This window comes from Bacteroidota bacterium (assembly GCA_016706255.1).
In the GTDB taxonomy this organism is placed as follows: Bacteria; Bacteroidota; Bacteroidia; order Chitinophagales; family BACL12; genus UBA7236.
Genome location: JADJJZ010000006.1, coordinates 429,186 through 456,152, shown reverse-complemented (window position 1 = coordinate 456,152; position 26,967 = coordinate 429,186). Strand labels below are relative to the sequence as shown.

24 protein-coding genes are annotated in these 26,967 nt (G+C 37.7%); 9 read left to right on the top strand and 15 right to left on the bottom strand.

Annotation, left to right across the window (positions count from 1 at the left end):
* Nucleotide 1: 1 nt before the first annotated feature.
* Both IPI65_10600 and IPI65_10595 read right to left on the bottom strand, forming a co-directional pair.
* Complete coding sequence (locus IPI65_10600; GenBank protein ID MBK7441963.1) at nucleotides 2-1,327, bottom strand: T9SS type A sorting domain-containing protein; 1,326 nt, start codon at nucleotides 1,325-1,327, stop codon at nucleotides 2-4.
* Nucleotides 1,328-1,416: 89 nt separating this feature from the next.
* Nucleotides 1,417-2,733 (bottom strand): T9SS type A sorting domain-containing protein, encoded by a 1,317-nt coding sequence (locus tag IPI65_10595; GenBank protein ID MBK7441962.1) that lies wholly within the window; start codon nucleotides 2,731-2,733, stop codon nucleotides 1,417-1,419.
* Nucleotides 2,734-2,807: 74 nt separating this feature from the next.
* Here IPI65_10595 and IPI65_10590 point away from each other — a divergent pair, with 74 nt between their 5' ends.
* The 5 genes from IPI65_10590 to IPI65_10570 are packed head-to-tail and all read left to right on the top strand — an operon-like array spanning nucleotide 2,808 to nucleotide 5,866.
* Nucleotides 2,808-3,464, top strand: coding sequence for a hypothetical protein (locus tag IPI65_10590; GenBank protein ID MBK7441961.1), 657 nt, complete (start codon nucleotides 2,808-2,810; stop codon nucleotides 3,462-3,464).
* Nucleotides 3,461-3,760 (top strand): transcriptional regulator, encoded by a 300-nt coding sequence (locus tag IPI65_10585; protein ID MBK7441960.1) that lies wholly within the window; start codon nucleotides 3,461-3,463, stop codon nucleotides 3,758-3,760. The genes IPI65_10590 and IPI65_10585 overlap by 4 nt, the downstream gene beginning before the upstream one ends.
* Before the next feature lie 60 nt (nucleotides 3,761-3,820).
* Nucleotides 3,821-4,828: an endonuclease/exonuclease/phosphatase family protein gene (locus tag IPI65_10580; protein MBK7441959.1), complete on the top strand. Its 1,008-nt coding sequence runs from the start codon at nucleotides 3,821-3,823 to the stop codon at nucleotides 4,826-4,828.
* On the top strand, nucleotides 4,825-5,184 hold the full coding sequence (locus IPI65_10575) for a diacylglycerol kinase family protein (GenBank protein ID MBK7441958.1): 360 nt from the start codon (nucleotides 4,825-4,827) through the stop codon (nucleotides 5,182-5,184). The genes IPI65_10580 and IPI65_10575 overlap by 4 nt, the downstream gene beginning before the upstream one ends.
* 1 nt (nucleotide 5,185) lies before the next feature.
* On the top strand, nucleotides 5,186-5,866 hold the full coding sequence (locus tag IPI65_10570; GenBank protein ID MBK7441957.1) for a DUF1361 domain-containing protein: 681 nt from the start codon (nucleotides 5,186-5,188) through the stop codon (nucleotides 5,864-5,866).
* On the opposite strand, the gene IPI65_10565 is transcribed toward IPI65_10570, so the two are convergent.
* The 4 genes from IPI65_10565 to IPI65_10550 form a co-directional block, all read right to left on the bottom strand.
* Entirely contained in the window at nucleotides 5,845-6,987 is a 1,143-nt protein-coding gene (locus tag IPI65_10565; GenBank protein MBK7441956.1) for a PLP-dependent transferase, read from the bottom strand. The genes IPI65_10570 and IPI65_10565 overlap by 22 nt on opposite strands.
* 145 nt (nucleotides 6,988-7,132) lie before the next feature.
* Nucleotides 7,133-7,324, bottom strand: a complete 192-nt coding sequence (locus IPI65_10560; GenBank protein MBK7441955.1) for a hypothetical protein — start codon at nucleotides 7,322-7,324, stop codon at nucleotides 7,133-7,135.
* 110 nt (nucleotides 7,325-7,434) lie between these two features.
* A complete protein-coding gene (gene meaB / locus IPI65_10555; protein MBK7441954.1) occupies nucleotides 7,435-8,418 on the bottom strand; it encodes a methylmalonyl Co-A mutase-associated GTPase MeaB in 984 nt (327 codons plus the stop codon).
* A 78-nt stretch (nucleotides 8,419-8,496) separates the two neighbouring features.
* Entirely contained in the window at nucleotides 8,497-9,237 is a 741-nt protein-coding gene (locus IPI65_10550) for an outer membrane beta-barrel protein (GenBank protein ID MBK7441953.1), read from the bottom strand.
* A gap of 64 nt (nucleotides 9,238-9,301) precedes the next feature.
* On the opposite strand from IPI65_10550, the gene IPI65_10545 reads away from it, so the two are divergent.
* Nucleotides 9,302-10,993, top strand: coding sequence for a T9SS type A sorting domain-containing protein (locus IPI65_10545; protein MBK7441952.1), 1,692 nt, complete (start codon nucleotides 9,302-9,304; stop codon nucleotides 10,991-10,993).
* On the opposite strand, the gene IPI65_10540 is transcribed toward IPI65_10545, so the two are convergent.
* Nucleotides 10,988-11,578 (bottom strand): nitroreductase, encoded by a 591-nt coding sequence (locus tag IPI65_10540; GenBank protein MBK7441951.1) that lies wholly within the window; start codon nucleotides 11,576-11,578, stop codon nucleotides 10,988-10,990. The two genes, IPI65_10545 and IPI65_10540, sit on opposite strands and share 6 nt — an antisense overlap.
* Before the next feature lie 56 nt (nucleotides 11,579-11,634).
* On the opposite strand from IPI65_10540, the gene IPI65_10535 reads away from it, so the two are divergent.
* A complete protein-coding gene (locus tag IPI65_10535; protein ID MBK7441950.1) occupies nucleotides 11,635-12,705 on the top strand; it encodes a DUF3179 domain-containing protein in 1,071 nt (356 codons plus the stop codon).
* A 491-nt stretch (nucleotides 12,706-13,196) separates the two neighbouring features.
* On the opposite strand, the gene IPI65_10530 is transcribed toward IPI65_10535, so the two are convergent.
* From IPI65_10530 to IPI65_10495, 8 genes are all read right to left on the bottom strand, one after another.
* Nucleotides 13,197-13,730 carry a hypothetical protein gene (locus IPI65_10530; GenBank protein ID MBK7441949.1) on the bottom strand — a complete coding sequence of 178 codons (534 nt, stop codon included), beginning with the start codon at nucleotides 13,728-13,730 and terminating at the stop codon, nucleotides 13,197-13,199.
* Between the two features lie 83 nt (nucleotides 13,731-13,813).
* On the bottom strand, nucleotides 13,814-15,397 hold the full coding sequence (locus IPI65_10525; GenBank protein MBK7441948.1) for an FAD-dependent oxidoreductase: 1,584 nt from the start codon (nucleotides 15,395-15,397) through the stop codon (nucleotides 13,814-13,816).
* Nucleotides 15,398-15,469: 72 nt separating this feature from the next.
* Nucleotides 15,470-16,927: a TPM domain-containing protein gene (locus IPI65_10520; GenBank protein MBK7441947.1), complete on the bottom strand. Its 1,458-nt coding sequence runs from the start codon at nucleotides 16,925-16,927 to the stop codon at nucleotides 15,470-15,472.
* 34 nt (nucleotides 16,928-16,961) lie between these two features.
* Nucleotides 16,962-18,533 (bottom strand): M28 family peptidase, encoded by a 1,572-nt coding sequence (locus IPI65_10515; GenBank protein MBK7441946.1) that lies wholly within the window; start codon nucleotides 18,531-18,533, stop codon nucleotides 16,962-16,964.
* A 13-nt stretch (nucleotides 18,534-18,546) separates the two neighbouring features.
* Nucleotides 18,547-18,987: a ribose 5-phosphate isomerase B gene (gene rpiB / locus IPI65_10510; protein MBK7441945.1), complete on the bottom strand. Its 441-nt coding sequence runs from the start codon at nucleotides 18,985-18,987 to the stop codon at nucleotides 18,547-18,549.
* Nucleotides 18,988-20,352: 1,365 nt separating this feature from the next.
* Nucleotides 20,353-21,174 carry a twin-arginine translocase subunit TatC gene (gene tatC, locus IPI65_10505; GenBank protein ID MBK7441944.1) on the bottom strand — a complete coding sequence of 274 codons (822 nt, stop codon included), beginning with the start codon at nucleotides 21,172-21,174 and terminating at the stop codon, nucleotides 20,353-20,355.
* A 25-nt stretch (nucleotides 21,175-21,199) separates the two neighbouring features.
* The gene (locus tag IPI65_10500; protein MBK7441943.1) at nucleotides 21,200-22,198 is read right to left on the bottom strand and encodes an OmpA family protein; all 999 of its coding nucleotides are present in this window, start codon (nucleotides 22,196-22,198) and stop codon (nucleotides 21,200-21,202) included.
* 36 nt (nucleotides 22,199-22,234) lie between these two features.
* Nucleotides 22,235-23,779, bottom strand: a complete 1,545-nt coding sequence (locus tag IPI65_10495; GenBank protein ID MBK7441942.1) for a DUF853 family protein — start codon at nucleotides 23,777-23,779, stop codon at nucleotides 22,235-22,237.
* A 44-nt stretch (nucleotides 23,780-23,823) separates the two neighbouring features.
* On the opposite strand from IPI65_10495, the gene radA reads away from it, so the two are divergent.
* Both radA and IPI65_10485 read left to right on the top strand, forming a co-directional pair.
* The gene (gene radA, locus IPI65_10490) at nucleotides 23,824-25,203 is read left to right on the top strand and encodes a DNA repair protein RadA (GenBank protein MBK7441941.1); all 1,380 of its coding nucleotides are present in this window, start codon (nucleotides 23,824-23,826) and stop codon (nucleotides 25,201-25,203) included.
* Between the two features lie 321 nt (nucleotides 25,204-25,524).
* Entirely contained in the window at nucleotides 25,525-26,901 is a 1,377-nt protein-coding gene (locus IPI65_10485; GenBank protein ID MBK7441940.1) for a tryptophanase, read from the top strand.
* The last annotated feature ends 66 nt before the right edge of the window (nucleotides 26,902-26,967 follow it).

Genomic DNA, 26,967 nt, shown 5'->3' with positions numbered 1-26,967 from the left:
TTTAATTTAATACAATTGATTGTGTAAACGGTTTGTCACCAATCAGCACTTCAAAATAATATATGCCGGCCGGTTTTCCTGTTAAATTAAACTGATAAAAAGAAAACGGTTGTGATGAACCATATGATTCACTTAATACCACTTCGCCAATTTGATTTACAACTTTAATTTGAATAGGTGCTGTTAACACTTCATCAAAATCTACATAAAATACACCTGTTGAAGGGTTAGGGAAAACCGTAATATCTTCTTTAGTTATTACTGCTTCTTCAGGTAAAATAACACTACCGTCTGCGTAACGACCACCGCCGCAACTAGCCCATTTAGGACCATCCATAAACCAACTTTCGCTTAATGTATCGGTGCGGAAAAAGTTTAATAAAATATTTGCGAGTTTATCTTTGCCTTCATTGGTTAAGTGGTATCCACCGCCATCAATTGCAAATTCAGCTTCACAATTCCAGGTTAAACCATCGTACTCACGTGGGTTTTTTCCATCAGCCCAAAGTGGTGGACCCCAAATTAAATACGGCACCTGTTTACCCGGTTCCTTATATTTTAATGTTGGATCACCGGAAATCTGGCGTCTGATTAATTCTTTTACAGCAAAATTATGGTGATAACTTGATGGTTCTTTAATTACGTGATATAACGCTTTTGTTGGGTCTGCATATCCGCCGTAAGGGAATCCACTTACATAAACTAATTTTAAATTCGGATAATAATATTGCATTGCATTTAATGCAACTGTAAATCTTTTTACCAAAGTATCTACATACCCGTTTATTTCAGAACCATTTGAATCAATGCGTGAACTATGCATTAACCAGCCAACCTGAACCTGAATAGGTGTTAAATCTTTTTCTGCTAATTTAAAATCGCGGATATAATCCCAATATTCATCATTACCAATTGTCATGGCAGTAATACCATCAGAACCATTTGCAGCATTTACTGCTTTCATACATGGGTTTAAGTCAGCGTAATCTTTCATGAGTAAAATCATGTGATTAAAAGGACCACCAACTGTAGAAGCACCAAAACCGGCTAATACAATTTTACCGGTTGAGTAATTCACAACGCCGAGGGTATCTAATGGTTTTAATTTTTTAACGATACCAATTCCTTTATTTAAATGTCCGGTTGGAGGTGTATTAACACCACCCTGGTATAAACCGCCCTGCCAGGTGCCTTCGTAAAAGTCGGTACCTAAATCAGTAATCGGAATCAAACCGGTAGAATCGTTGGCACAATTTAATTGTGCTTTAGCTACCTGATTTGAAAAAATCAAGGCAGTGAGTGTGCATGTAAAGAGAAATTTTCTCATGAAGTCAATTTAGATGTTAGTAATAATAGGTTGCCAAAGGTAAAGAAATACTTTGCGGCTACATAGTTGCTTGTAAGGGAAAATATTTTTTAGTGGCAAATTAGCACCTTGTTTACTGCAGTTTTATCATCAGCAGTTACAAGCATCAAGTAAACCCCGTTAGGCAGTTGGTCCACATTGATACTGGCATATACATAATTGTTAATTGCAGTTTCCACTTGTGTGGCAACCACAGTTCCAATTGTATTAATCAGTTGAATGTGAACAGTTTCCGATTCAATATCATCCAATTCTACTATGATATTTTGGTTTGCAGGGTTGGGATATACAGATAATCGGTTAGGTATAATTTCAGTCTGGTTACTGCGCATTTCCGGGTCACATGAAACCCATCTTGCGCCATAATTAAACCAGTCGGCTGCAATCGGAGAATTTTTAAAAAAATCGAAAATTATTTTTCCTTCCTTGTCTTTTCCTTCATTCGACATGTGATATCCGCCGCCATCGGGTTTGTAATCTACTGCACAATTCCACCTCAAACCATCTGTTGTATTGGCGCGCATGCCATCTGCCCATAAATGCGGGCCCCAGCTTAACCATGGTGATTTACGGTCGGGGCTCGTAAATTTTAAATCCGGGTCGCCTTCAATCTGGTTTTCAATTAAAAATTTTACCGACCAGTTATTCCAATAGGATGAAGGCTCCTTAATCATCTCATAAAATTCTTTGGTTGGGTCTGCATAACCACCATAATTAAATCCACTTAAAAACACTTCCTTCAGGTTTGGGAATTTTGCCAGCAGCACAGGCATTAATTGTTCATATTTATCGGTAACGGCATACGGCTGATAAGGCCAGGTTAAAATGCTGTCAACCCTTGAAGTTACCATCAGCCAAACCACCTGCACCTGATACCTGGTAATACCTGCAGCTTCAACATCAGGCATAATTTCATCGTCCCAATACCAGCCGTTTACGACCGTATCTATCATAATTTCTAAACCCTTTGCGCCAACTGCACAATTGGCAATCCGCAAGCAGGGATTCACCGTGGGGTCGGCTTCGGCTTTGGTTTTAAAGTGGTTGAATGCATTACCGGCTGTGGAGGCTCCGAGACAAATAAATCCGGCTTTTCCGTCTAATAAATCTAAATTTCCGACTGCGTTGAGCGGCAAAACCGAGCGACTGATATTCATACCCGCAGCTTTATGGCTGTAGGGTATTTCGTTGCTGCCTGCGGGATATAAACCACCCTGAAAATCAAGATAGTAGCCGGTTTTTAAATCAATTAAGGAGCGTAAATAAGATGTGTCATTATCGCACTGAAGCTGAGCTGTAGCTGCATTGTGCAGACAAAACAGCAATAGCCCTGTGAAAATGTATTTTATTGGGATGTTAAATTTCATTTCAATTCAAAATTAAGTCAAATCTGCGTTTTATAACATCTTTATCTTAGCTTTGTTTGTCAAAGCGCTTTAAAATGGAAGAAAATTCAAATCAACATTATCTTGAAGATTTAAAGGAAATACGCTCGATGATGGAAAAATCGTCGCGTTTTATTTCATTAAGTGGTTTATCAGGAATCAGCGCCGGCATTATTGCCATTATTGGTGCAATTGTAGCCGGTTGGTACATTGGTTCCCATATGCAAACCTTATCCAGTCGCATGGATTCGTTATCTTATCAGGTGCAAACCATTACCAGAGTAGATATGGGTGATGTTATGTTTTTGTTGTTGGATGCCATTATAGTGCTGTTTCTGGCCCTGGGGTCTGCCATTTATTTTGCCGTACGCAAAGCCCGAATGCAGGATTTACCGGTTTGGAATAAGGCTGCTGAACTTACCCTCATCAATTTAATTATCCCTTTAGGTGCCGGCGCCATTTTTTGCCTCATTTTATATTCTTATGGTATTTATATTTTAATTGCTCCTGCTACCTTATTGTTTTATGGATTAGCCCTCCTGAATGCCAGCAAATACACGCTTTTTGAGGTTCGTTATCTCGGTTTATGCGAAATTGTTTTAGGCTTGGCAGGGATGATTATTCCGGGCTATTCACTCATTTTATGGGCTGTAGGATTTGGCATTTTACACATAATATACGGGGCGGTAATGTACTATCGCTATGAAAGATGAAAGATATTATTGCAGGATTAAATAAAGAATTTGACAACAGGGTCCGCCTGGGCATTATGAGTATACTTATGGTGAACGAGTGGGTAGATTTTAATACCGTTAAAACCCTACTCAACCTTACCGATGGCAACTTGGCCAGTCATATTGCAGCCCTCGAAAAAACGGGTTACATCGACGTAAAAAAAGAATTTATCGGCAAAAAGCCGCGTACCACCTACAATGTGACCAAAACCGGTAAGGTTGCTTTCCGGTCACATCTCGATGCTTTGGAGAAGTTGCTGAGAGGCAATAATTAATTTATCATTAATTACTTTGAAATTCAAAGTTCTTTATTAACTTTACACTTTATGCGATTGATGGAACAAATTAAGGATGCTTTTCACATCTTTTGGCGATGGGTTGAGATGTACACTTTTAGAGCTATTGTTGCTTTATTGGTTATTGTGGTGAGCATTGTTTTGGTTATTGAACCGGGATGGATTGTTGCAGCGGTTGATAGTTTGCGTATTCCTTACGCAATCTTCCTCGTTGCATTTGTGATGTTCTTTTTTCTGCGCAATAATTATGCATTGGCAACAGCTGGTGGAATCGCTTTATTAATTCTTGCCCCCGGAATTTGGCCGTATTTTAAAACAGCAAATGAAACACCTGCCACGCGTAAAGCAGCAATGCAAGAAATAGTTGCAGGCGATTTTTCGATATTACATTTTAATGTAAAAGAAAATAATAAAAAAATAAATACCGTTGCCGAAGCTGCATTAGAATCGGATGCTACAATTGTTTCCATGCAGGAATTAAAAGAAACTTCTTTTGCTATTGTAGATGAAATGATGCGCAAAAGTTATCCTTATGTTTTTAGCGATTTAAGTGTGCCTGGATTTGGCATGGCCGTTTATTCAAAATATCCGTTTATTCAACAGGAAGTTTTAAAACAAAACGATTTCCCGATATTAAGTGGTGCCGTAAAAATTGGTAACGATACTTTACATTTTTTAGCCGCAACCACCAGCACACCAACCAACGAAAAAGGATTTGACAGGCAATCAAAACAATTTAAATTTATTGCCGAAGAAGCCAATAAAATAAAAGGTCCGCTTGTAGTTATGGGCGACATGAATGCAGCTCCATGGAGTGAGCATATAGAAGGATTACTTGCAAACACAAAATTAAAAGACAGTCGTAAAGATTTGTCTGCAACTTATCCTGCACAATCGCCGGTACAAATTCCAATAGATTACATTTTGCATTCACCTGAATTAACCTGTGCACAATTTGTTACACAAGGTGGAACAACAAGTAATCACCTCGGGTTAAAAGGAACTTATACATTTAGAGATAACAGTAAAAAGAAACCTAAAAATTGAAATCCCGCCAACATACAGAATCAGCAAGTTTTGCTGCAGCATTTAAAGGTTTATATGTATTAATTACATCGGAGCGACATGTTATTGTGCATGTAATTATTATGGCTTTGGTAATTGTTGCGGGTTTTATATTACATATATCAAATATAGAATGGGTAGTGTTATGCCTCACATTTGGTTTAGTAATTTGTTTTGAAGCAGTTAATACCGCAATTGAAAAACTGTGTGACACACTTCATCCGGATTATAATCCATCTATTGGCAAGGTAAAAGATATTGCTGCAGGTGCTGTATTGTTTGCAGCAATTCTGGCAGTTGTAATAGGTTGTATCATCTTTATTCCAAAAATAATATAATATGAAAGTGGTGCATTTAAATCCCCAGGTAAAAGGTCAGGAAAAAAGACAATTATTGTTATTTACCGCATTTTGTTTTTTTATGTTGATTGCCAGAATGATATATACCGGCAGTTTTGAATATCGGTTTATGGGTATCAATTTATTATTAGCCTGGTTGCCGTATTTATTTGTAATACGCATCATGAAATTAAATACTAAAACCCACAAAATTCAAATTGGTATTTTACTTTTTTTGTGGCTGATATTTTTCCCTAATGCTCCTTATATGATTACGGACATTTTTCATTTACATGAATTTAATTCCGTTCCAATGTGGTACGATTTAATTATGTTGTTATCGTTTGCTTATACGGGTATGTTATTGGCATTTTTTTCGTTCAGGAAATTACATCGCAAATTATTGAGCCACCGCAGTGTTTATGTAAACGCAGGCGTTGCATTCATCACCTTTTTTGGTTGCGGAATCGGTATTTATTTAGGCAGATATGAGCGATGGAATAGTTGGGAGATAATCACTCAGCCTGCATATCTTGCAAACGAATTCATTAATTTAATTAATAACCAGTATGCGTTGTTGCAGATGTTTTCGCTGAGTATGGTATTTGGTGTATTTTTTACCTTATTGTATTTGCAATTATTTTCACGTTCAATGCAGGTTCATATTTCAGATAAAGCCTGATTAATATCTTCAATTAACACTTCAGGTTCTTCCAAACCGGTGTAAAAACGAACAAAATTTACCGGATAATCGCTGCCTTCTTTTATACATGCAGGAAACACCAGCGATTCATATCCGCCCCAGCTTACGGCAAGTAAAAATCGTTGCAGTTTATTACAAAATGCTTCGATGGCATTTTTATCTTGTGTTTTAAATAACACTGCAAATAAACCTCCACCTCTGCGCATTTGTTTTTTTGCCAATTCAAATTGCGGGTGACTATGATGGTAAGGATAAATTATTTTTTCAACTTTTGGATGTTGTTCCAGCCAGGCAATTAATTTTTCTGCATTCGAAACACTTTTTTCAAGGCGCATGGGTAAGGTGCGCATGCCGCGTAATAATAACCATGCATCGTTTGGTGAAGGAATGGCACCGATGGCCATAAATTCAGTTTTAAATATGGCATCAATATGTTGTCGGTTCGCACAAATTACACCTGAAACAACATCGCTATGGCCTGCCAGATATTTTGTTGCGGTATGAATAACTAAATCTACCCCCAAAATATGTGGCTGCTGATACAAAGGTGTACAGTAACTATTATCAATTGCCGTAATAATATTTTTACTTTTTGCAAGATTACATACTGCTTCCAAATCTTGCAGGTCGAACCAAAATGTATTGGGACTTTCTAAAAAAATTAATTTGGTATTCGGCTGAATAGCAGCTTCAAAATTGGAAACCTTTTTTCCATCAACAAAAGTAGTAGTAACGCCATATTTAGGAAAAACCTGCGTGAGCATATAATAAGTCCAACTGTAAGGACTCTCCACACAAATTACATGATCACCCGATTTAACACTATGAAATATAGCTGCGGCAATGGCTGCGGCGCCGCTGGAAAATATCAGACAATCATCAGTGCCTTCCAGTGCAGCAATTTTTTTTCTTACAATTTCTGTTGTCGGATTATTGCCTCTGGTATATAAATGCGCCTGTAATTCATCTTTGGTTGCTTCACGAAAATCGGCAACGGTTTTGAAAGCAAAATTGCTGGTTTGAATTATTGGCGGAGCAACAGCATTAAAATAATTATCGCGTTCTTCGCCTAAAATGTTAAGGATGTAAGATATGTCCATAATGCAGGCAAATTACGGCAATTTCGTACAAAATAAAATGGCCCGTCGGTTGACAGACCATTTTTTCAGGCATACTCAAAGAAAAGACAACCGTAAGACAACTTTGTATTGTTACATACAAAGTGCTTGTGTTGCAAAACAATCTTTAGTGGGCAGTTCTTCTGCCGGTCATCATAGCTTTAATCGGACACCAGGCTAAAATTGCTGTTAAAAAAACAGCCATTGCAGGAACAATTAAAATAAAACTCTGTGTTACACCTGCTAATATCCCGATAGCGATTAATAATGCATATCTGACAATTATTTCATTAAAACTTAAATTTGAATTGAAGTCCATAACCATTGATTTTGTATTGTAAAGATGGTAGTGAACAGTAACTGGAAATTATGACCTTGGTCAGGGTAAACGGTGATTTTGGTCATAGCAGGAAAGGAAATATTAATTGGTCAGCTTGTAAAAAAGCCATCCAATAATGCCTGAACGGCAGCCGGGGGAAGCATTTCAGCATTTTCTACCTTTTGCGTATAGGTTGTGAGTTTTTGTTTGAAGTCGGCATTTTTCGAAAAACGCTCCAAAATAGCGAGGTTCAGATATTCGTGAAACCAATTGAGGTATTGTTCTCTGCGTTTATCAGCAAAATATCCATTTTGAGCAGTAAAATTTTTATAGGCATTCAATTTATCCCACAACTCCGGAACACCCGCTCCTGTTGCGGCTGAGCATAAATCAACTGTGGTAATCCACCCTGAATTTTTTTCCTGAAACAGATGTAATGCCCTTGTTACTTCACCCAACGCAATTTTCGATTTGGGAATATTATCGCCATCCGCTTTGTTAATCACAATAATATCGGCCATTTCCATAATACCACGTTTAATACCCTGCAGTTCATCACCTGCGCCTGCCAGCAGCAGTAATAAAAACACATCGGTAATATCGTGAACAGCGGTTTCGCTTTGACCAACGCCTACGGTTTCCACTAAAATTGTATTAAATCCTGCCGCTTCCAATAATAAAATTGTTTCTCTCGTGGCTGCGGCAACTCCACCCAAATGTTCACCCGAAGCGGTGGGGCGAATAAATACTTCCGGATATTTCGCCAGTTCCTGCATGCGGGTTTTATCGCCGAGAATACTGCCTTTTGTTTTTTTACTGCTGGGGTCAATTGCTAATACAGCAAGTTTATTTCCTTGTGCAACAATATGCTTCCCGAGTGTTTCTATCAGTGAACTTTTGCCCACGCCCGGAGCACCTGTAATACCAATACGCAACGAATTCCCGGAATAAGGCAAACACAATTGTAATATCGCCAGTGCTTTTTCGCGATGTTGGGTTGCGGCGCTTTCCAAAAGGGTAATTGCCCGTGCTATAAGTACGGTATCACCCTTTCTGATGCCTTCAAAAAACTGCTGTGCGCTTAAATTTTCCAATTCGTGAAAAAATTATCTCTAAAAATAAAAATCCCCCCGCTAATTAACGGAGGGACCTTGTTTATATCTTCAATCCAATCAAAAAGGATTAAATGAAATGCCTATGGTTAAAGGGTTTCCGGTTGGACCTTCGCCATCAATAAAAATTGGCGCCAAGCCGTAATACGCTTCAATATTTACTTTTGAATAACCCAAACGGATTGTAGGTCCGTACTGTAAATTACTCATATTGTTTAATCGGTATTGTTTGTATTTAATTTCATTTTCGGTTCCGGTTAAATAATCGTCGCCAACAAATTTAGTGTGATCACTAATTACATAACCAGCTTTAAATCCGATTGCTGCCTTAAAACGGTTGCCATTTTTTTCATCGGTACGGAAGCGGAATTCCAGTGGAACTTCTACGTAATTTATTACCAGTTTATTTTTTTTGTATGTTACATCTTCAGTAAATTTTACTGTATATGTTACATTAGTTGCTGTGTCGTATAAAAATTGAGAGTTATTGTAATAGTTAGACCAGTTAAAGCCGGCTCCGATTGCAAAACTGATATTATCGCTCAAACGATCAGGACCCAGCGGAATGTCGTAATAAAAATGAAATCCCATACCACTTGATAAGCCTTTAATGTTTAATGAGTCCGGGGCGCCCATCCAGCCATCCCAATGCACATTCATAATAATCCGGTCGCGTGAAGGGTCATCATCATCAAAATTTACTGCAGCCGGCGTTTCTGTTGTTGTGGTAGCCGTATCCGTTTGTGCAAAAACCGAACTCGCCATTGTTATAACACCTATAAGGGTTAGTATTTTTCTCATTTGTTATCTGTTAACGATTAAAATCTTAAATTAGGGGTAAAATTACGTAATAATTACCATTACTATGAAAACAATTACCCGAATAACACTGCTAAACGTATGTTTAACACTCAACATTTTATTTCCCGGCAATATATTTTGTCAGCAAATACCATCCGCCGATGCCTACACAGCGGAGGATACTGTTTGTATATGGGACAATACGGTATCATTTACTACCACTAAAAAGTATACTGCATACCAAACAACAGATAATACTTTTAATGGCCCTATTGATTCAAACTATTGTGTTTCATTAAGATATGAAGAAGCTTTTAGTGGTTTATCATTTTGGCCTGCCGATTTTGACCTCAGCAGAAGTATTTATATTAAAGCACAAATAAATGACAATGAACAAATTCCTTTAGAAAAAGATGCTGTTTACATGCTGGAAGAGGATTTTTTGAATAGCACCGATGGTTTAATTTTTGGCAACGATTGCCCGGAATTAATTTGTTCGGGTTTAATTATCGGCATTACAATTCCTGATTCTACATTAACAAGTGATACTACCCGATGGCATGTAATCAGCGGCGACAGTTATGATTATAATACCTGTTTTGCAACTGAAAAATTTGAAGACCAAAAATTAAATTCATTAATTTACAAATTCACAATTAATCCGGATTTAGTTGAAGTGGCAAAAGATTATAGTCCACCTTATATCAATCAATTAGGAGATGTTCAATTAATTACCGATTTAACCAATGTAGATGGCAATTATGTTGGAGGTGAGTACAATGTATATGATTATTATTTTTTAAGTTATCCAATCGGTGTTTTAAAATATGATAATTTAACTTATCCCTCAACGAATTATTTTGATTATATCGATGTATCACCAAACCCGAACACTACCGAAGTGCAAATAATTAATTTAACCATAAATGAAGGTTACACCTTATTAACGCAACCCTATGTTCAATTGCGTGGCGCTCAGGTTGAAGGTGATACATTGCGACATGAGGTTAATTTAATTAATAATGGCGGTACATTTTGTGTTTCTGTTGCAGAAATGATTTTTGATGGAAATACACATTATATTTTTAAGAAAGGTGCAATGGATTTATATTCACCTATGTCGTGTTTAATGTTTCGTAACGGTGCATCAATTGAAGTAGCTGATGATGGGCATTTGGCCTATGGCAAAAACGGTACAGGCGTATTAGGACTCGGAAGTGGCGGTACCATTAAAATTGGGAAAAATGCATCGTTAACGATTAATAATCGTGTTAGTATCATTAAAAATCCGAACTCTGTTTATTCGGGTGATATTTATATGAATTTAAATAAAGGGAGTAAATTAACATTCGGACAAGGCGCATCAATTACCAACGATGAAAAAAGTTTAAGTGGCGGTCATTTATGTATTTATATGAATGGTGGCGAATTGGATATGAGCGGATTAGATGACTTTAGCCGTCATTTAATTCGTTTAATTTATCCTGAACAGGAAAAAACGATGAGTGCTAATATGCATGTGTATCCAAATCCTGTTCAAAATTCATTTACGGTTGAAATTGTTTCTGTTGAAGCAACCACAGGTGAAATAAACATTACAGGATTAAACGGCGCAGTCATCTACACAAAAAAATATGAACTTGAAGCGGGCATTAATGCAATTAAAATACAAATCCAGGATTTAAAACCGGGTGCTTATACGATTCAGTGTAAAACAAATGCAGAAAATGGCAGCACCACATTTGTGAAATTATAATTCAGTAAACCATGTTGATTTTTCTTCAATATGTTTACGTTTTGAATCGGTAATTTCTCCATCGTAATTGCCAACATACAACATGCCCAAACACTGGTCGTTTTCTCCCAACCCTAAAAATGTTTTCATTTCTGGTTTGTAAGTCATGCCACCGGTACTCCAGTAACAACCAATACCAAAAGCAGCTGCTGTGAGCAACATATTCTGTACTGCACATGAAACTGCAGCAACTTCTTCCACCACAGGAATTTTTTGTGTTTCCTGACGTACCATCCCTATTAAAATAATATGTGATGACTTAAGTGGTGTTTCTCCCAGTTTTTGATATTTACTTTCGTTAAACTGTTCTGCCGGAGTGATCATTTTATATGTTTCTGCCTGAAAGTGCGCAAATTTTTTCAGTCCTTCTCCACTAAAAATGAAAAAACGCCAGGGTTCGGTGAGCGCATGTGTAGGGGCCCAGCGGGCATTTTCCAGCATTTGATTTATAATGGCATCACTAACCCGAATCCCATTGTATTGCTCGGGTTTTATTGACCTTCTATGGCGAATTACCTGATTTAAATTACTTGTAGCTGCATTCATAATTAAAGACGAATTAACTTTGTATTGTAATGACCACACGAAAGTATCATAAAATTATGAGAGCAAATGTTATTTGTTTGCCTGCCTTGTTCATAGTGCTGTTTTTTTCTGCATGCAAAGAACCCGCACAATCGTCGAAAGAAGAGGAGAAAACTGCGGCTGAAAAAAAAGTGTACGACAGATGGTTAATCGATTTAGAATCGGTTGAGTCGGGTTGCGACAGGGTTGATTGCATTCGCTCTATTGATGCACCTAAGTTTATTAGTGTAGATGCCGTTGATTTTATTAGTGATGAAGATTTAGTGATTGGAATTAAAATGGGTGACGAAGTGCGCTGTTATCCGCATAATATTTTAAACTGGCATGAAATAGTAAATGATGCTATCGATGGAAAACAATTTGCAATAAATTATTGTCCACTCACCGGTTCAGGAATGGCATGGAACAGAAATATTAATGGCAAGATTAGTGATTTTGGTGTTTCGGGCATGTTGTATAACAGTAATGTAATTCCGTACGACAGGGTTACACGTTCGGCGTGGAGTCAGATGAAACAACAATGTGTGAATGGTGAATTAATCAGTACTTATGCCGAGTCATACCAAACGATAGAAACAACTTGGGCTACCTGGAAAAAATTATATCCAGACAGCAAAGTAGTAAGCACCGAAACCGGAATGGCAAGAGATTATATGGAATATCCTTATGGCGATTATCGCGAAAATAAAGATATTACGTTTGAAGTTGCGTTCGAAAACGACACGTTGCATCCGAAGGAAAGATTATACGGCGTAATTAATAAAGGAAAAGCAAAATGTTATCGTTTCAATAATTTTAAAGGTGGAGTGCGGATAATTACGGATACTGTTTTCGAAAAAAATATTATTGTTGTGGGGAGTGAAAGAGATGATTTTATTACTGCGTTTGAAAATCCATCGAATACTAAATTTTTTCCCGCAACAAATAAATTGCCGGGGTTATTTCGCGATGGGGATAATAATGTTTATGATGCTTTCGGGTATTGCGTAGATGGGGGTAAGAAAGGCGAACGTTTAACGCCGATGAATGGATTTATGGCGTTTTGGTTTGGGTGGTACGCGTTTTATCCGGACGTAACGTGGGAGTGAGTTGCTCGCTGGGTGTTGCTCGCTGGGTGTGGTTTTTCTCGCTAAGGGCGCAAAGGGCAAAGGGCGCTAAGGATTTGTTTTGTATGGTGGGAATGTTTTTTTTGTGGGTTGTTTTTTTCTCGCTAAGAATATTTAATGTAAGGTGTGGTTTTTCTCGCTAAGGACGCGAAGGGCAAAGGGCGCTAAGGTTTTGTTTTGTATGGTGGGAATATTTTTTTTGTGTGTTTGTTTTTTTTCTCGCTAGGGATATTTAATGTACAGTGTGGTTTTTCTCGCTAAGGACGCGAAGGGCAAAGGGCGCTAAGGTTGTGTTTTTTTTGTGGGTTGTTTTTTCTTGCTAAGAATATTTATTGTACGGTGTGGTTTTTCTCGCTAAGGACGCGAAGGGCAAAGGGCGCTAAGGAATTGTTTTATTTTTTTTTTTTTGTGGGTTGTTTTTGTGTTTTTTGTGTAACTGTTTAAACACCATCCCAATTTAAACAAAATAAATATTATTCAATTGTACGACCACCGGCTTCTTTGCTGTCTACTGTGGTGTTGTTTATTTTTTTCATGTTTACGGTGAGGTAGGCGTAGATGCTTTCGGGGGTTGATTTATATTCTTTTCCGGCGTAATCTACGATGCCGATTCGGCCTTCCCATTTTTTTGCCATCATGGTATATTTACCGTTGTAATCTTTATTTACACCAAATCGTAAATAGCTGCCATCAGCATCAAAACTCACTAAAAAGGTATCTTTGTTTTCTGCTTTTACAATAATGCCCGGTGTGCCAGATTTAATAACAATTTGTTGCACCTGACGACCATCTACCATTTTAATTTCACCTTGTGTAATTTCCAGTTCGCTGTTAGAAACATCACGATATAATGTAATATCACCTTCCAAATAAAATTGCACTTTTTTTAATTGCTCTTCCGCAAAATTTGTTTGCGACTGCGTTGTGGAAGTATATGGTGTGAGGTAAGCTGTACATGAACTTAAAAATAACATACCTGCAAAACCGAGTGTAGTGATATATTTCATATTGGCAATTTTTTTAGCTTGAAATCAAGAATAGTGCCATAGCGGCAATTCGGGGACAATTTTATGCATTAAATGGCAATATTTCAATCAAGGGTTTGTAAAATGGCTTCTGCGGCTTCTCGGCCGGTTTGTGCTGCCCCGTTCATGAAGCCCTGGAATTCGAAGCTGCAATGTTCACCTGCGAAATATATTCTGCCCGAAGGTTCGCGCTGTGCACCTTCAATAGAGGTATACTGTCCGGGCGCAAAGCAGGCATAACTTGCCTTGGCCAGCGGACTGGAAGCCCAGTGGAACCTTGCCATTTTTCCGGTTTGTAAACCGGATATGCCCTGATAACAATTTTCTAAAATGGGAATTAATTGTGCTGCAATTTCAGCGTCGGAATGTTGATTTAACAAATCACCGGTTTTGCCGCCGGTAAAAATGGTGTAACCAGCACCTTCACCTTCCTGGAGCTGACTGTTATCCCATCCGTTTTGTAAATAAGTATCGGTAAATGTAAATCCGGTATATCCAAGGTCACGCCAATGGTGGGTTAAAAAACCCATGAAAAATTTTGCATTTTTTCCGTAACCCATTTCCTGAATGGCTTTTTGCTTGGCCGTTGTAAATCCGCAATTTATTTTCACTTCGCGCAAAATGGTAAATGGAATGGCAAGAATCACATAATCAGCAGTAATTTCTTTTTTACCACCATCGGTTTGGAACGATAGTGTTGTTTTTGCATTGATATGATTTCTTTTAATGGCTTCTAATTTATATCCACGATTTATTTGTGTATCCAATCGTTTTTCCAAAGCATCCGTTACGCGCTGATTACCACCTTTTACTTTATAACGTTCATCGCTGTATCCTGAATAATTAAAATTATCGTGCATATTCGGATCCATCAACATTAAAAAATTAATTGCACTTTGTTGCTCCAAATCGCAACCATATTCAGTTGTGTAGGCAACATCCAATAATTTATATAAGTCGCCGCTGATACCAATTTGTTGCAGGTATTGTGCTATCGATAAATTATCCAATCGCTTATCAGCTTCTGTAAATTGATTATAAGAAATGGTATCACTTATTGAATCAATATCCTTTGATAATTGAGTGGTATAAGGATAAAATAATTCGAGAATATCTTTATCGGTAATTACTTTGTTGTTGATATAATAGCAAGCATGACTCAGTTGTTGTTCCGATTCAACAAAAGTATCTAATAAGGGTAAATTAAATGTTTCAATCAACTGCAACATATCAGCATGTGTTGAATCAATAAATTCTCCACCCATTTCTGTAGTTAATCCTTTTCCCATTAAATCGGTAGCCGTAATTATTCTTCCACCGGTGCGATCGGAGGCTTCATAAATTTGAGCAATTATGCCTGCACGTTTTAATGTATATGCAGCATGTAATCCTGCAATACCAGCTCCTACAACTGCAATTACGGGTTTATTTTGCGATGAACATGCTGCTAAAAAAGATGCACCTGCAGCAAGGGTAAATAAAGTACCTTTTCCTGATTGCTCAAGAAATTTTCTTCGTGAAATAAGATTTGCCTGATGATATTCCTGTAATGGTATTCCTTTTTGTCGACTCCCCAGCGCTATTTGATAAGCTCGTTGAATTGATTGCAATAGCTTTGTCTTAGCTCCACGCTTATTATTAGCTTCCATACAAAAAGTTTCATATGGTAAATATAACTATTTCGCTAATTAAAAAGTATTCCTAAAAAATAATGTAACTGCTTACCAGGAGCTTCCGCCGCCACCGCCGCCTGAACTGCCTCCTCCCCATGAACTTCCACCCCCGCCGCCACCGCTGCCTCCTGAACCCGATGAACTGGAACGCGTGAGTTTGGCAATAGTATAGGTTTCTTTTTTCACATGGCTACATGCTTTGCAGGTATATGTTTTTTGTCCTTTTCCCGATGAATCATATGTAGGTGAAACCAACGTTTCATTTTTTGTCATCAAGAAAGCAAGAGTTTTACAATTCGGACATTCTTTATACTTACTATTATAATTTTCGAAGCGATAAATTTTCACCTGATGCGTTGGATTGTCGATCCAAACATCATAATCTACCGAATGTAATTCCTCTTCCTTAATTTGAAATGCATTTAAAAATCCGTCATCTGCTTTATCATCCATTTTCACCATCGGCACACCTTTGTCAGAAACAGGTGGTGTGTTGCGCAAGGTTTTCATTCTGCCTTTATTAAATAAAGAATATAAAATAAAAGGTAATGGGAAAAATATATCCGCTGCCAGCCAACCGTTGCTATGTGATTTTGCTAATAAATTATATGTTTCCTGCGGTTCTTTTTGTGCGCTGTCTTTAAAAATAAAACGGTTTAATCGGAATCTTTTTTCAAGTAATAATAACATCAGCAAACCATATCCAAACAAAGCAAATTCAAATATTCTCAAATTACCTGCAATCTCCTGCCAGGCTATATATCCCGCAGGTAAGCCGATATTCAATAAACTGAATTTCGATTTTGAATAAGCTTCCGAATAATTATTTTTTACATAGCCCGGTGCTTTTTTTAATGAAGATTTTCTTCCTGCAAACACTCCCCATGCAATAAGTGCATAAATACCTGCAACAATGGATAATCCGGTTCCTGAAACCGCATTTTTCCACCACACATTTGAACTGTTACTGCTTAAACTATCAGCATAAACTTCATCGCGATATTGAGGGTCGGTGAGTATTTTATTTACCTGCAAAACACCTTCTAAAACAGCCTCACTCATTTTACCTTCTTTAGCCAAAGGCACCATGTAAGTCTGCTGAATACGCACACACATAATATCAGTTAAAATGCCTTCCAAACCATAACCCACTTCAAATTCCATTCGCCGCTGATCGATTACCAATAAAATGAGCAGCCCGTTATTATTATCTTTTTGTCCGATTCCCCAATAACGAAATAATTTCGTTCTGAAATCACCGGGCACTTCATTGCCGATCGAATTTACCACTGCAACTGCTACCTGAATAGTAGTAGAATCTTCTAATCTGGCTAAGACTGCATTAATGGTTTCAACGGTTGATGCATCAATAACGCCATCAGGATTGCTGACATAACCGCCACCTGTAGTTTTTGGATCAGGGATGGTTTCAACAGTGTAGGCTGTTTGTGCTTTACTTATTAAAGTGAATGCTAAAAAGAAAAGTAAAACATGCGCTTTTTTCATTAGAAGTGGTTTTCGGGGAATGAAATTACATAATTCAATTTTCCTGAACAACATCAACCTTAATGCGCGCATCCTGATTGGCTAAAATCCATAAGGTGTGAAATACGAGACGACACCTTGCCTCATATACTTCAAAATTTATTTTATCAACATCATCGGTAGGTTCGTGATAATCGGCATGTGTTCCGTTGAAATAAAAAATTACCGGAACATTATTTTTAGCAAAATTATAATGGTCGCTGCGGTAATAATATCTGTTAGGGTCGGTTGTTGAATTATATTTATAATCCAGTTCCAGGTTGGTATAATTTTTTGCTGCAGCTTCGTTGATACTATGTAAACCGCTGCTTAAAAAATTTGAGCCAATAATATAAATATAATTTGGGTTGGTGAGATGTTCATCATCTACTCTGCCGATCATATCGATATTTAAATCGGCAACAGTGTTTGCAAATGGAATTACCGGAGCTGCTGCGTATGCTTTACTGCCCAGCAATCCTTTTTCTTCGCCTGAAAATGCAATAAATAAAACACTTCTGCGGGGCCCGTCACCATTGGCTTTAGCTAAGGCCATTGCTTCTGCAAGTTCGAGTAATCCGACGGTTCCGGAACCATCATCATCTGCACCATTATAAATAATACTGTCTTTTTTTCCGAGATGATCATAATGTGCTGACACCACAATAACTTCATCTTTTAAATCACTGCCTTCAACAAATGCCAATACGTTATCGGCGTAAATTACATTTTCAGATTTTACAATATTAAACAGAATAGTATTTTTTGCAAGAAAGTTTGCAGGTTTTCCCGTTTCGTTTATTTTATCTATTGTTTTCTGAATAAACTTTTTTCTTTTGCCAAATAATTTATCAGCCATCTCCTGTGAAACAAATAAATTGTTGGTGTATTCCGATTGTTTATATTCCGATTGTAATTTGAGTAAACTTCCGTTTAAAAAATTTTGCCATTGCGGATTTTTTAATACATCTTTTAACTTAGGGTCAACGGTTAACAAACAGGTTACACCATTTTGTGTAGCTGCTGTAGCTTTTTTACGCCAGTCTTTCGACCATGCGCTTAATGAATCGGTTCCGGTTATAACAGATTTACCTTTCACCATTGGTTCACCGGAAACAATTAATACTATTCTACCTTTTACATCAACATTTTTATAATCGCTATAAGTAGAATCATCAATTCCATAACCAAGAAAAACAATATCATTCGTGGTGAGCTCCATTGAATTATTTGCAGATGCATAACCATAAAAATCCTGCATCATGGTAAATAAATTTTTATCGGTTGCAATTGTTGAAGCACCCCATTGATATTCCACCAAAGGATAATCCTGAAAATATCCGCCCAATCCGGAATAAGGTTTTACACCTGACAATTGATATTGCGTTGCCAGATAATCTGCAGCCCTCGCCAATCCGCGTGTTCCCGTTTCGCGACCTTCATAATAATCGCCGGCAAAAATGGTAAGATGTGTTTCTAATTCTGCTGCAGTAATGGTATTAGCATATTTTTCACCGAGGTCTTCCGTTTGTGCTAAAACCGTTCCGCATATCAGTAATGCAAATAAAAACGAGGTAACATATTTCATTCAGGTAAATTAATTAAAATTCAGTGATTTTATTTACACGCGTTTCATGTCTGCCACCTTCAAATTCGGTATGTAAAAATATATGGACAAAACTTACAGCTTCTTCCAAAGAAACAAAGCGGGAAGGTATACAAATTACATTGGCATTATTATGCTGACGGGCAAGTGCAGCAATATCTTCACGCCAGGCCATTGCTGCACGAATTTGCTGATGTTTATTTGCGGTAATACAAACGCCATTACCACTTCCACAAATCAAAACACCCATTGCCGATTCACCTGATTCGATACTTTTTGCAAGCGGATGCACAAAATCCGGATAATCAACCGAATCCAGCGAATAAGTGCCAAAATCCTTCACCTCAAATCCATTGGAACTCAGGTAATTAACAATTCCCTCCTTATAAGGAAACCCCGCATGGTCGCAACCGATAGCTATCGTTTTATTTTGCATGTTACAAAGTTACTATTTGCGGCGGAATTAAAAATTTTGGCATATACATCTACCTTTTACCGCCGATTAACGCGGATGTGGTATGAGTAGGATGGGATAAATGATAATTAATCGATGAGGCAACAATTTTGCATTTATCCTCCGATTCCCGCGGCTTTGTTATTTGTAGGGGCGGATGCAATTCGCCCCTACAAATAACAAAGCCGCTACATTTGAGTAACAATTACAAATTACCACAAACCATCACAAAATTAAATTTATAGAAAAGATGAACATTTAACTGAAACATGCCAATTAACAAAAAAACAAAACCCCGTAGGGGTGAAAGATTGGTAACAGACATCTACCCCTAGAATCGGTAGAACCTCGTAGAGGTGAAACAAGAGCAACAATGCCTTACATACCGAATTCAGCAAAATTTATCTCAGCAATTACAAATTACCACAAAACATCACAAAATTTAATTTATAGAAAGATTGAAAATTTTATAGATAAATTCCATTCAACGAAAAACACAACCCCGTAGGGGTGAAAGATTGGTAACAGGCACCTACCCCTAGAATCGGTAGAACCTCGTAGATTTACCTGCCGGACGAGGCAGGGGTGAAACAAGAGCAACAATGATTTGCATTCCAAATTATGAAAAATTTATCTCAACAATTACAGATTACACCACGTTCACAAAATTAAATTTTTAGAAAACCCGAACAATTAGTGGACACCTTTATTGAACGATTAATAAAAAACCTCGTAGAGGTGACACGATTGTAGAAAGCAGGTCCCCATAGGAATCAGCAGAACCCCGTAGGGGTGACAAAAAAATTCTATTAAAACGATGAACCCCAATCCATAATGCAAAATCACAAAAAACGCATTTCGTATTTCCATTGATTTCCACCAAACATAAAATTAGGACGGCAAAATAATTAATCCATTTGCCAACCATTGTTCATGTATCCTTCGATTCCCGCGGATGCATTATTTGTAGGGGCGGATGCAATTCGCCCCTACAAATAATGCATCCGCTACATTTGAGTAACAATATAAATTATTCAACACACCCACAAAATTTAATTTATAGTAAGATTGAAAATTTTATAGATAAATTCCATATAAACGAAAAACACAACCTCGTAGATTTACCTGTCGGACGAGGCAGGGGTGAAAGATTGGTAACAAGCCAGCCCCCTAGGAATCGGTAGAACCTCGTAGATTTACCTGCCGGACGAGGCAGGGGTGACACAAGAGCAACAATGCCTTCCATACCAAATTCAGTAAAATTTATCCGCACCCTGACGCAAGAAAAAAAAATCCCAACACACATCAGCATGTTGGGATTAATTACTTTATTTCAATTGATAATCCTTATTCCAAACTCTTTAACCGTCTACGCTCAACCACTTTTACAACAACAATACTCACTTCATACAACAACCACAGCGGCATCGCAACCAAAAACAGACTAAAAGCATCCCCTGAAGGCGTAATTATCGCTGCAAGCACAAGCGCAACAACAAATGCATATTTCCTGTTTTTAGCTAAAAAATCTCTTCCCAACAAACCGAGTTTTGCAAGGAAGTAAGCCACCATCGGAATTTCGAAAATCACTCCTGTCCACAAAACCATTCCCGTTAAAATACCCAGATAAGAATCGAAGGTAAATTGATTTTCAATCTGACTACTCAAACTAAAAGTTGCTAAAAAGTTGATCGAAAAAGGTGCCATCAAAAAGTATCCAAACATTGCACCCACATAAAATAATAATGTTGCAATTAAAATCACCCCACCTAAATTATTTTTTTCATTATCGTGCAAAGCAGGTTTTACAAAACGCCATATTTCCCATAATATATAAGGAAAAGCGAATATCACCCCTGCCATAAAGGCAATTTTAATGTATAACAAAAATGGTGATGATAAATCGAGATAAACCAGTTTATAATCTAATGTAGTATAACATAAACCGCTAATCCCAAATCGTTCACCTAAATCGCAAAACAATTTGTAGGTAATAAAATCGGGACTTTTTGGCGCAAGAATAATCTTATCAAAAATAAACTGCGGAAATACTAAAAACACAATGCTGAATAATAGTATAACAACAGCAATTCTTACTAAATGCCAACGTAAATCCTCGAGATGGTCCATAAACGACATCTCATCCTTATTCTTCTTTATAGCAGCCATTACCTAATTCCGATATTATACCTTATTATTTATTCAGCAAGTCATACAATGCATCCAGATTCGGGCTCAGGATAATTTCAGTGCGACGGTTTTTTGCTTTACCATCAGTGCTGGTATTATCTGCAACAGGAAAATATTCACCGCGGCCGGCAGCAGTTACACGTTTTGCATCTACACCATTTTCAACAGTTAATATTTTTACAATACTGGTAGCACGTAATACACTTAAATCCCAGTTATCTTTTGGAAAGTTTGCACTTTTTAAAGGCACATTATCTGTATGTCCTTCAATTTCAACTGTAATATCGCCATTCGCCTTTAATACATCTGCAACTTTTTTCAACGCTTCTTTTCCTTTTGGGTCAACAACTGTACTTCCTGAAGCAAACAATAATTTTTCACTCAGCGAAACATACACTTTTCCGTTTTTACGTTCAACAGTTAAGTCGCTTGAACTAAATCCGGATAATGCTTTGTCGATAGTATTTTTTAAATCGATTACCGTTTGTTCCTGTTTATTTAAAATGTCTTCCAGTTCCTGCACTCTTTTAGCACGAGCTTCCAAATCTTTAGTTAACGTTTCAATACTTTTTTGCTGATCGGTAAGCAATTGTGCTTTAGCATTTAAATCTTTTTCTTTTAACAACAATTCATCCGATTTACGTTGCAAGTCTTCACGCAATTGTTGATTTTCGGTAGATGACAAAGCGAGTAACTGATTAATTCTGTTATTCAGCATATCCTCAATTTGACGTAACTGCTCATTTGCAGCAACCATTTGCTGATAGCGGCTATGCACATCAACCGAATCTTTACGCATCAGCGACATACTCGCCTGCAGTTCTTCAATTTGCTGATTCAAATCTTTTACTTCAGCCGTTTTCATGCGGAGCTGACTATTTAACACAGCCGTGTCCTGCATACATTTATCTCTTGCGTTAACAGCATCCTGATATTGACGTTGAGGCACGCATGCTGCCAGTAATAACGTGAGTGCAAATCCGGCAATTTTTAGTTGTTTCATAAAGTTGTCTTTTTTTAATCAAATTAAATATGTGAATTACCGACGTTTCAACAAACCAAGAAATCCACGTTCAATAACTTTAATTACTGTTCGGGTAATCTGATGTTGTGTTGTTTTGTCGATTAAAGGTTTCTCCTTTTTTTGTTTAACTTTTTGTTCGCGTTCTTCCTGTTTTATTTTCTTTTCTTCTTCTTGTAATTGTTTTTCTTTTTCTGCAGCTTTTACACTTGCTTCCAATTTTTTATTCAGCATTTCATAAGCACTGTCGCGATCAATTGCTTCATTATATCTTTTCACCAATTGCGAGCCCTGAATAATGGTATTCATTTCATCATCACTTAAAATATCCATGCGCGATTGTGGTGCAACCAGCAAGGTATGCGCCAGTGGTGTTGGTGAACCTTTTTCATTTAATGCACTCACAATTGCTTCACCAATGCCGAGATTCGTTAACAGCTCATCCGTTTTATAATATTCGGTAAGCGGATAATTTTCTGATGTTAATTTAATTGCCTTGCGGTCGTTAGCGGTAAATGCACGTAAGGCATGCTGAATTTTTAATCCTAACTGCGATAAAACTTCAGGCGGAATATCCGTTGGCAACTGCGTGCAGAAAAAAATACCCACACCTTTTGAGCGAATTAATTTTACAATCGTCTGAATCTGCTCCAATAAACTTTTACTCGCTTCATTAAAAATTAAATGTGCTTCATCAATAATAATTACCAGCTTCGGATCTTCCTTATCACCAATTTCCGGAAAAGTCTGATACACTTCTGCCAGCAAACACAACATGAAAGTTGAAAACAATTTCGGTTTACTTTGTATATCGGTTAACCGCAAAATATTAATATAAGCCTGTCCTTTATCGTTGATACGACAAAGGTCTTCTACCTCAAAACTTTTTTCTCCAAAAAACACATCTGCACCCTGCTCTTCTATTTCAATTACTTTACGTAAAATAGTACCTGCGCTCGATGTACTTATTTTTCCATATTCACTTTCTATTTCTTCTTTGCCTTCGTTGGTTAAAAAATTCAGTGTTTTTCTAAAATCTTTTAAATCCAGCAACGGCAACTGATGGTCATCACAATATTTAAATACCAGCGAAACAACACCTTCCTGAATATCATTTAATTCTAAAATTTTAGAAAACAATACCGGTCCAAATTCCGAAACAGTAGCTCTTAATTTTACACCTTTTTCGTTGCTGATACTCATTAATTCCACCGGATAATTTCTGGCCTGCCAGGTTTTTCCGATTTTTTGCATGCGTTCGTCAATTTTGGGATTCGAAGTTCCCGCCATCGCCATTCCGCTCACATCACCTTTAATATCCATTATGAGCACACCAACACCATTGTCGCTCAACTGCTCAACTATTCCCTGTAATGTTTTTGTTTTTCCCGTTCCGGTAGCACCTGCCACCAGTCCGTGACGGTTCATCATACGCAGCGGCACTTTAACATGTGCCTGCTCAAGCGGCGTGTGGTCAAGAATTGCCGTACCTAAAATGATGGAATTACCCTGAAAATTATACCCTTCGGTAATGGTTTGTCTGAATTGTTCTGACCTATCCACAAAAAATGATTTAATTTGCGGCAAAGATACACCTTAGTTACTACATGGCAGCAAAAGCAAAAACAGCGTTCTTTTGTCGGAATTGCGGATTCGAATCGCCGAAATGGCAGGGCAAATGCCCGAGTTGTGCGGAATGGAACACCTTTACCGAGGAGGTAATTGAGCGCCCCGCCGACAAAGAGGTGTGGAAAGACGAAAAACCTGATAAAAAGGGCAATTTTCCCCTTGCGCTGGATGAAATTGCGGCAGGCGATATCCAAAGAATCGCTACAGGCGACCTTGAGTTGAATCGGACCCTCGGTGGGGGTATTGTGCCGGGTAGTCTGGTTTTGGTTGGTGGTGAGCCCGGAATCGGCAAATCGACCCTCATGCTGCAACTCGCCATTGAACTCAAAAAACTGAAAGTGCTGTATGTGAGTGGTGAAGAAAGTGAGCAGCAAATAAAAATGCGCGCCGACAGACTGAAAGGGAAAAATGCCAATTTATTTATTTCTACAGAAGTTGCTATCAATAAATTATTTAAACAAATAAAACAACTCGGTCCCGAGTTGGTAATTATTGATTCGATACAAACTTTAGTTTCTGATTTTGTTGATTCCACCGCAGGAAGTATTGCACAAATAAAAGAATGTGCCGGACAACTCATGCGGTATTCGAAAGAAAGTAATGTGCCGGTATTTATTATTGGTCATATTAATAAAGAAGGTTATATCGCCGGACCAAAAATTCTGGAACATATGGTAGATTGTGTGTTACAATTTGAAGGCGACAGAAATTATACGCATCGTATTTTGCGCACTATTAAAAATCGTTTTGGTTCCACCAGCGAAATTGGTATTTATAAAATGGAAGGTGATGGTTTGCAACAGGTAAATAATCCAAGCGAATTATTAATCACCGAAAAAGAAGAACCATTAAGTGGTGTTGCTATTGCAGCAACTATGGAAGGTATGCGACCGATGTTGATTGAAGTGCAGGCATTGGTTAGCCCTGCAGTATATGGCAATCCGCAGCGCACCGCAACCGGCTTCGATTTGCGACGAATGAGTATGCTGCTTGCCGTATTGGAAAAACGCGGTGGGTTTGCATTTGGAAATAAAGATGTGTTTTTAAATATTGCAGGTGGTTTGCGTGTGGAAGATCCCGCTATTGATTTAAGTATTGCTTGTGCATTATTATCGTCTATTAGTGATATTGCGTTGCCTTTAAATATTTGTTTTGCTGCTGAAGTTGGATTGAGTGGTGAGTTGCGTGGTGTAAGTCGAATCGAACAACGAATTACTGAAGCCGAAAAATTAGGGTTTGATACGATTTATATTTCTAAGCATAATATGAAATCGCTTAACGTGGCGAAATACAAAATCGAAATTAAAGCAGCGGGGAAGATGGAGCAGATATACAAAGAGCTTTTTGCTGAGGGGTGAGATACAAGGAACGCTGATGACGCGGATTTGTTTTGTCGGTATAACGTATGGGTGGATTTGCGCTGATTTATTTTTGACTGGGAAGAACATTTTAAATATCTATTTTCATTTAGAATTAATATGAACGTTTTTTTAAAAGAAACGCGGATTGAACAGATTTAACGGGTTTACACAGATTAAATCCGTTTTTATCAGTTAAATCCGTTCAATCCGTGTTCCCCTTCTCTTCCAAAATTCCATTCAAACCACCAAACTATTTCCTATGATTTTAATCATTTGATAGCAATCAACCTCGGTTGACCTTTGCGTGAAATTTAGGTTATGGCATTTAAAACGATTATTGAGCCGTTTCGGATTAAGACGGTTGAGCCCATTAAAATGAGTACGGTTGTGGAGCGGAAAAATTATATTAAAAACGCACATTATAATCCCTTCCTCTTAAAATCATCGCAGGTAATTATTGATATGCTTACCGACAGCGGAACATCTGCCATGAGTCAGAACCAATGGGCTGCTATGATGCAGGGCGATGAAAGTTATGCAGGCGCTGCAAGCTGGGAACGATTTTATGATGCCGTAAACGATTTAACAGGTTTCGAATTTGTATTGCCTACGCACCAGGGCCGTGCTGCCGAGCGTATTTTATATGGTTATCTGGGAGGTAAAGGAAAAATATTTATCAGCAATACGCATTTTGATACAACCAGAGCAAATATTGAATTTAGTGGCGCAACGGCAATCGATATTCCGGTAAAAGAAGGAAAAGATTTCGACAGCGATTATCCGTTTAAAGGCAATTTAGATATAACGTTATTACAACAACTCATCAAAAAACATGGAAAAAATATTGCTGCAGTAATTGTTACTGTTACCAATAATAGTGGCGGCGGACAACCCGTGAGTATGGAAAACATGAAAGCAGTATCTGCACTCTGCAAAAAAAATAAATTATTATGCATTCTCGATTGTTGCCGCGTTGCAGAAAATGCTTATTTTATCAAACATCGTGAAAAAGCGTATGCCAATCATAGCTACCGACAAATTGCGCAACAAATGTTTGCGTTAGCCGATGGTGCTATTATGAGTGCAAAAAAAGATGCTTTAGTAAATATGGGCGGATTTTTAGCAGTGGCCGATAAAAAATTAGCCGATGCCTGTATGAATTTACTCATCATCACCGAAGGCTTTAGCACTTACGGCGGTTTGAGTGGTCGCGATATGGAAGCCATTGCGGTCGGATTAAAAGAAGTGTTTGACGATGATTATTTAAATTATCGTATTAAAAGTACTGCCTATTTAGGCGATCGAATTAAGCAACATGGTGTGCCTATTTTATATCCCATTGGCGGACATGCAGTATATGTTGATGCAAAAAAATTATATCCGCAAATTCCGGTGCATGAATATCCCGGACAAGCATTGGTTTGCGAATTGTATACTACAGGTGGCATTCGTTGCGTGGAAATTGGCAGCGTGATGTTCGGAAAATATAATAAATCAGGAAAATTAATTCCCGCACCTCAGGAATTAGTTCGCCTAGCAATTCCGCGAAGAGTTTACACCCAATCGCATATCGATTATGTAATCGAAGTTTTCGACGAAGTGCTCAAAAACAGCAAAAAAGTAAAAGGCCTAAAAATCACCAAAGAACCCCAATTTTTAAGACATTTTACGGCGCATTTTGAGCGGTTGAAATGATGGATTTAAACGGAACGCAGATCCCGATAGCTATCGCATAGGCGTCAACTAAATTGTACAATAAAA

Bases quoted from the DNA above. Each gene is read 5' to 3' on its own strand.
- IPI65_10580 (MBK7441959.1), top strand. From the start codon at position 3,821: ATGGAACAAATTAAGGATGCTTTTCACATCTTTTGGCGATGGGTTGAG.
- rpiB (MBK7441945.1), bottom strand. From the start codon at position 18,987: ATGCAAAATAAAACGATAGCTATCGGTTGCGACCATGCGGGGTTTCCT.
- IPI65_10485 (MBK7441940.1), top strand. From the start codon at position 25,525: ATGGCATTTAAAACGATTATTGAGCCGTTTCGGATTAAGACGGTTGAG.
- IPI65_10530 (MBK7441949.1), bottom strand. From the start codon at position 13,730: ATGAAATATATCACTACACTCGGTTTTGCAGGTATGTTATTTTTAAGT.
- tatC (MBK7441944.1), bottom strand. From the start codon at position 21,174: ATGGCTGCTATAAAGAAGAATAAGGATGAGATGTCGTTTATGGACCAT.
- IPI65_10590 (MBK7441961.1), top strand. From the start codon at position 2,808: ATGGAAGAAAATTCAAATCAACATTATCTTGAAGATTTAAAGGAAATA.
- IPI65_10570 (MBK7441957.1), top strand. From the start codon at position 5,186: ATGAAAGTGGTGCATTTAAATCCCCAGGTAAAAGGTCAGGAAAAAAGA.
- IPI65_10545 (MBK7441952.1), top strand. From the start codon at position 9,302: ATGAAAACAATTACCCGAATAACACTGCTAAACGTATGTTTAACACTC.
- IPI65_10525 (MBK7441948.1), bottom strand. From the start codon at position 15,397: ATGGAAGCTAATAATAAGCGTGGAGCTAAGACAAAGCTATTGCAATCA.
- IPI65_10535 (MBK7441950.1), top strand. From the start codon at position 11,635: ATGAGAGCAAATGTTATTTGTTTGCCTGCCTTGTTCATAGTGCTGTTT.
- IPI65_10500 (MBK7441943.1), bottom strand. From the start codon at position 22,198: ATGAAACAACTAAAAATTGCCGGATTTGCACTCACGTTATTACTGGCA.
- IPI65_10520 (MBK7441947.1), bottom strand. From the start codon at position 16,927: ATGAAAAAAGCGCATGTTTTACTTTTCTTTTTAGCATTCACTTTAATA.
- IPI65_10585 (MBK7441960.1), top strand. From the start codon at position 3,461: ATGAAAGATATTATTGCAGGATTAAATAAAGAATTTGACAACAGGGTC.
- IPI65_10595 (MBK7441962.1), bottom strand. From the start codon at position 2,733: ATGAAATTTAACATCCCAATAAAATACATTTTCACAGGGCTATTGCTG.
- IPI65_10550 (MBK7441953.1), bottom strand. From the start codon at position 9,237: ATGAGAAAAATACTAACCCTTATAGGTGTTATAACAATGGCGAGTTCG.
- IPI65_10515 (MBK7441946.1), bottom strand. From the start codon at position 18,533: ATGAAATATGTTACCTCGTTTTTATTTGCATTACTGATATGCGGAACG.
- IPI65_10560 (MBK7441955.1), bottom strand. From the start codon at position 7,324: ATGGACTTCAATTCAAATTTAAGTTTTAATGAAATAATTGTCAGATAT.
- IPI65_10600 (MBK7441963.1), bottom strand. From the start codon at position 1,327: ATGAGAAAATTTCTCTTTACATGCACACTCACTGCCTTGATTTTTTCA.
- IPI65_10540 (MBK7441951.1), bottom strand. From the start codon at position 11,578: ATGAATGCAGCTACAAGTAATTTAAATCAGGTAATTCGCCATAGAAGG.
- IPI65_10565 (MBK7441956.1), bottom strand. From the start codon at position 6,987: ATGGACATATCTTACATCCTTAACATTTTAGGCGAAGAACGCGATAAT.
- radA (MBK7441941.1), top strand. From the start codon at position 23,824: ATGGCAGCAAAAGCAAAAACAGCGTTCTTTTGTCGGAATTGCGGATTC.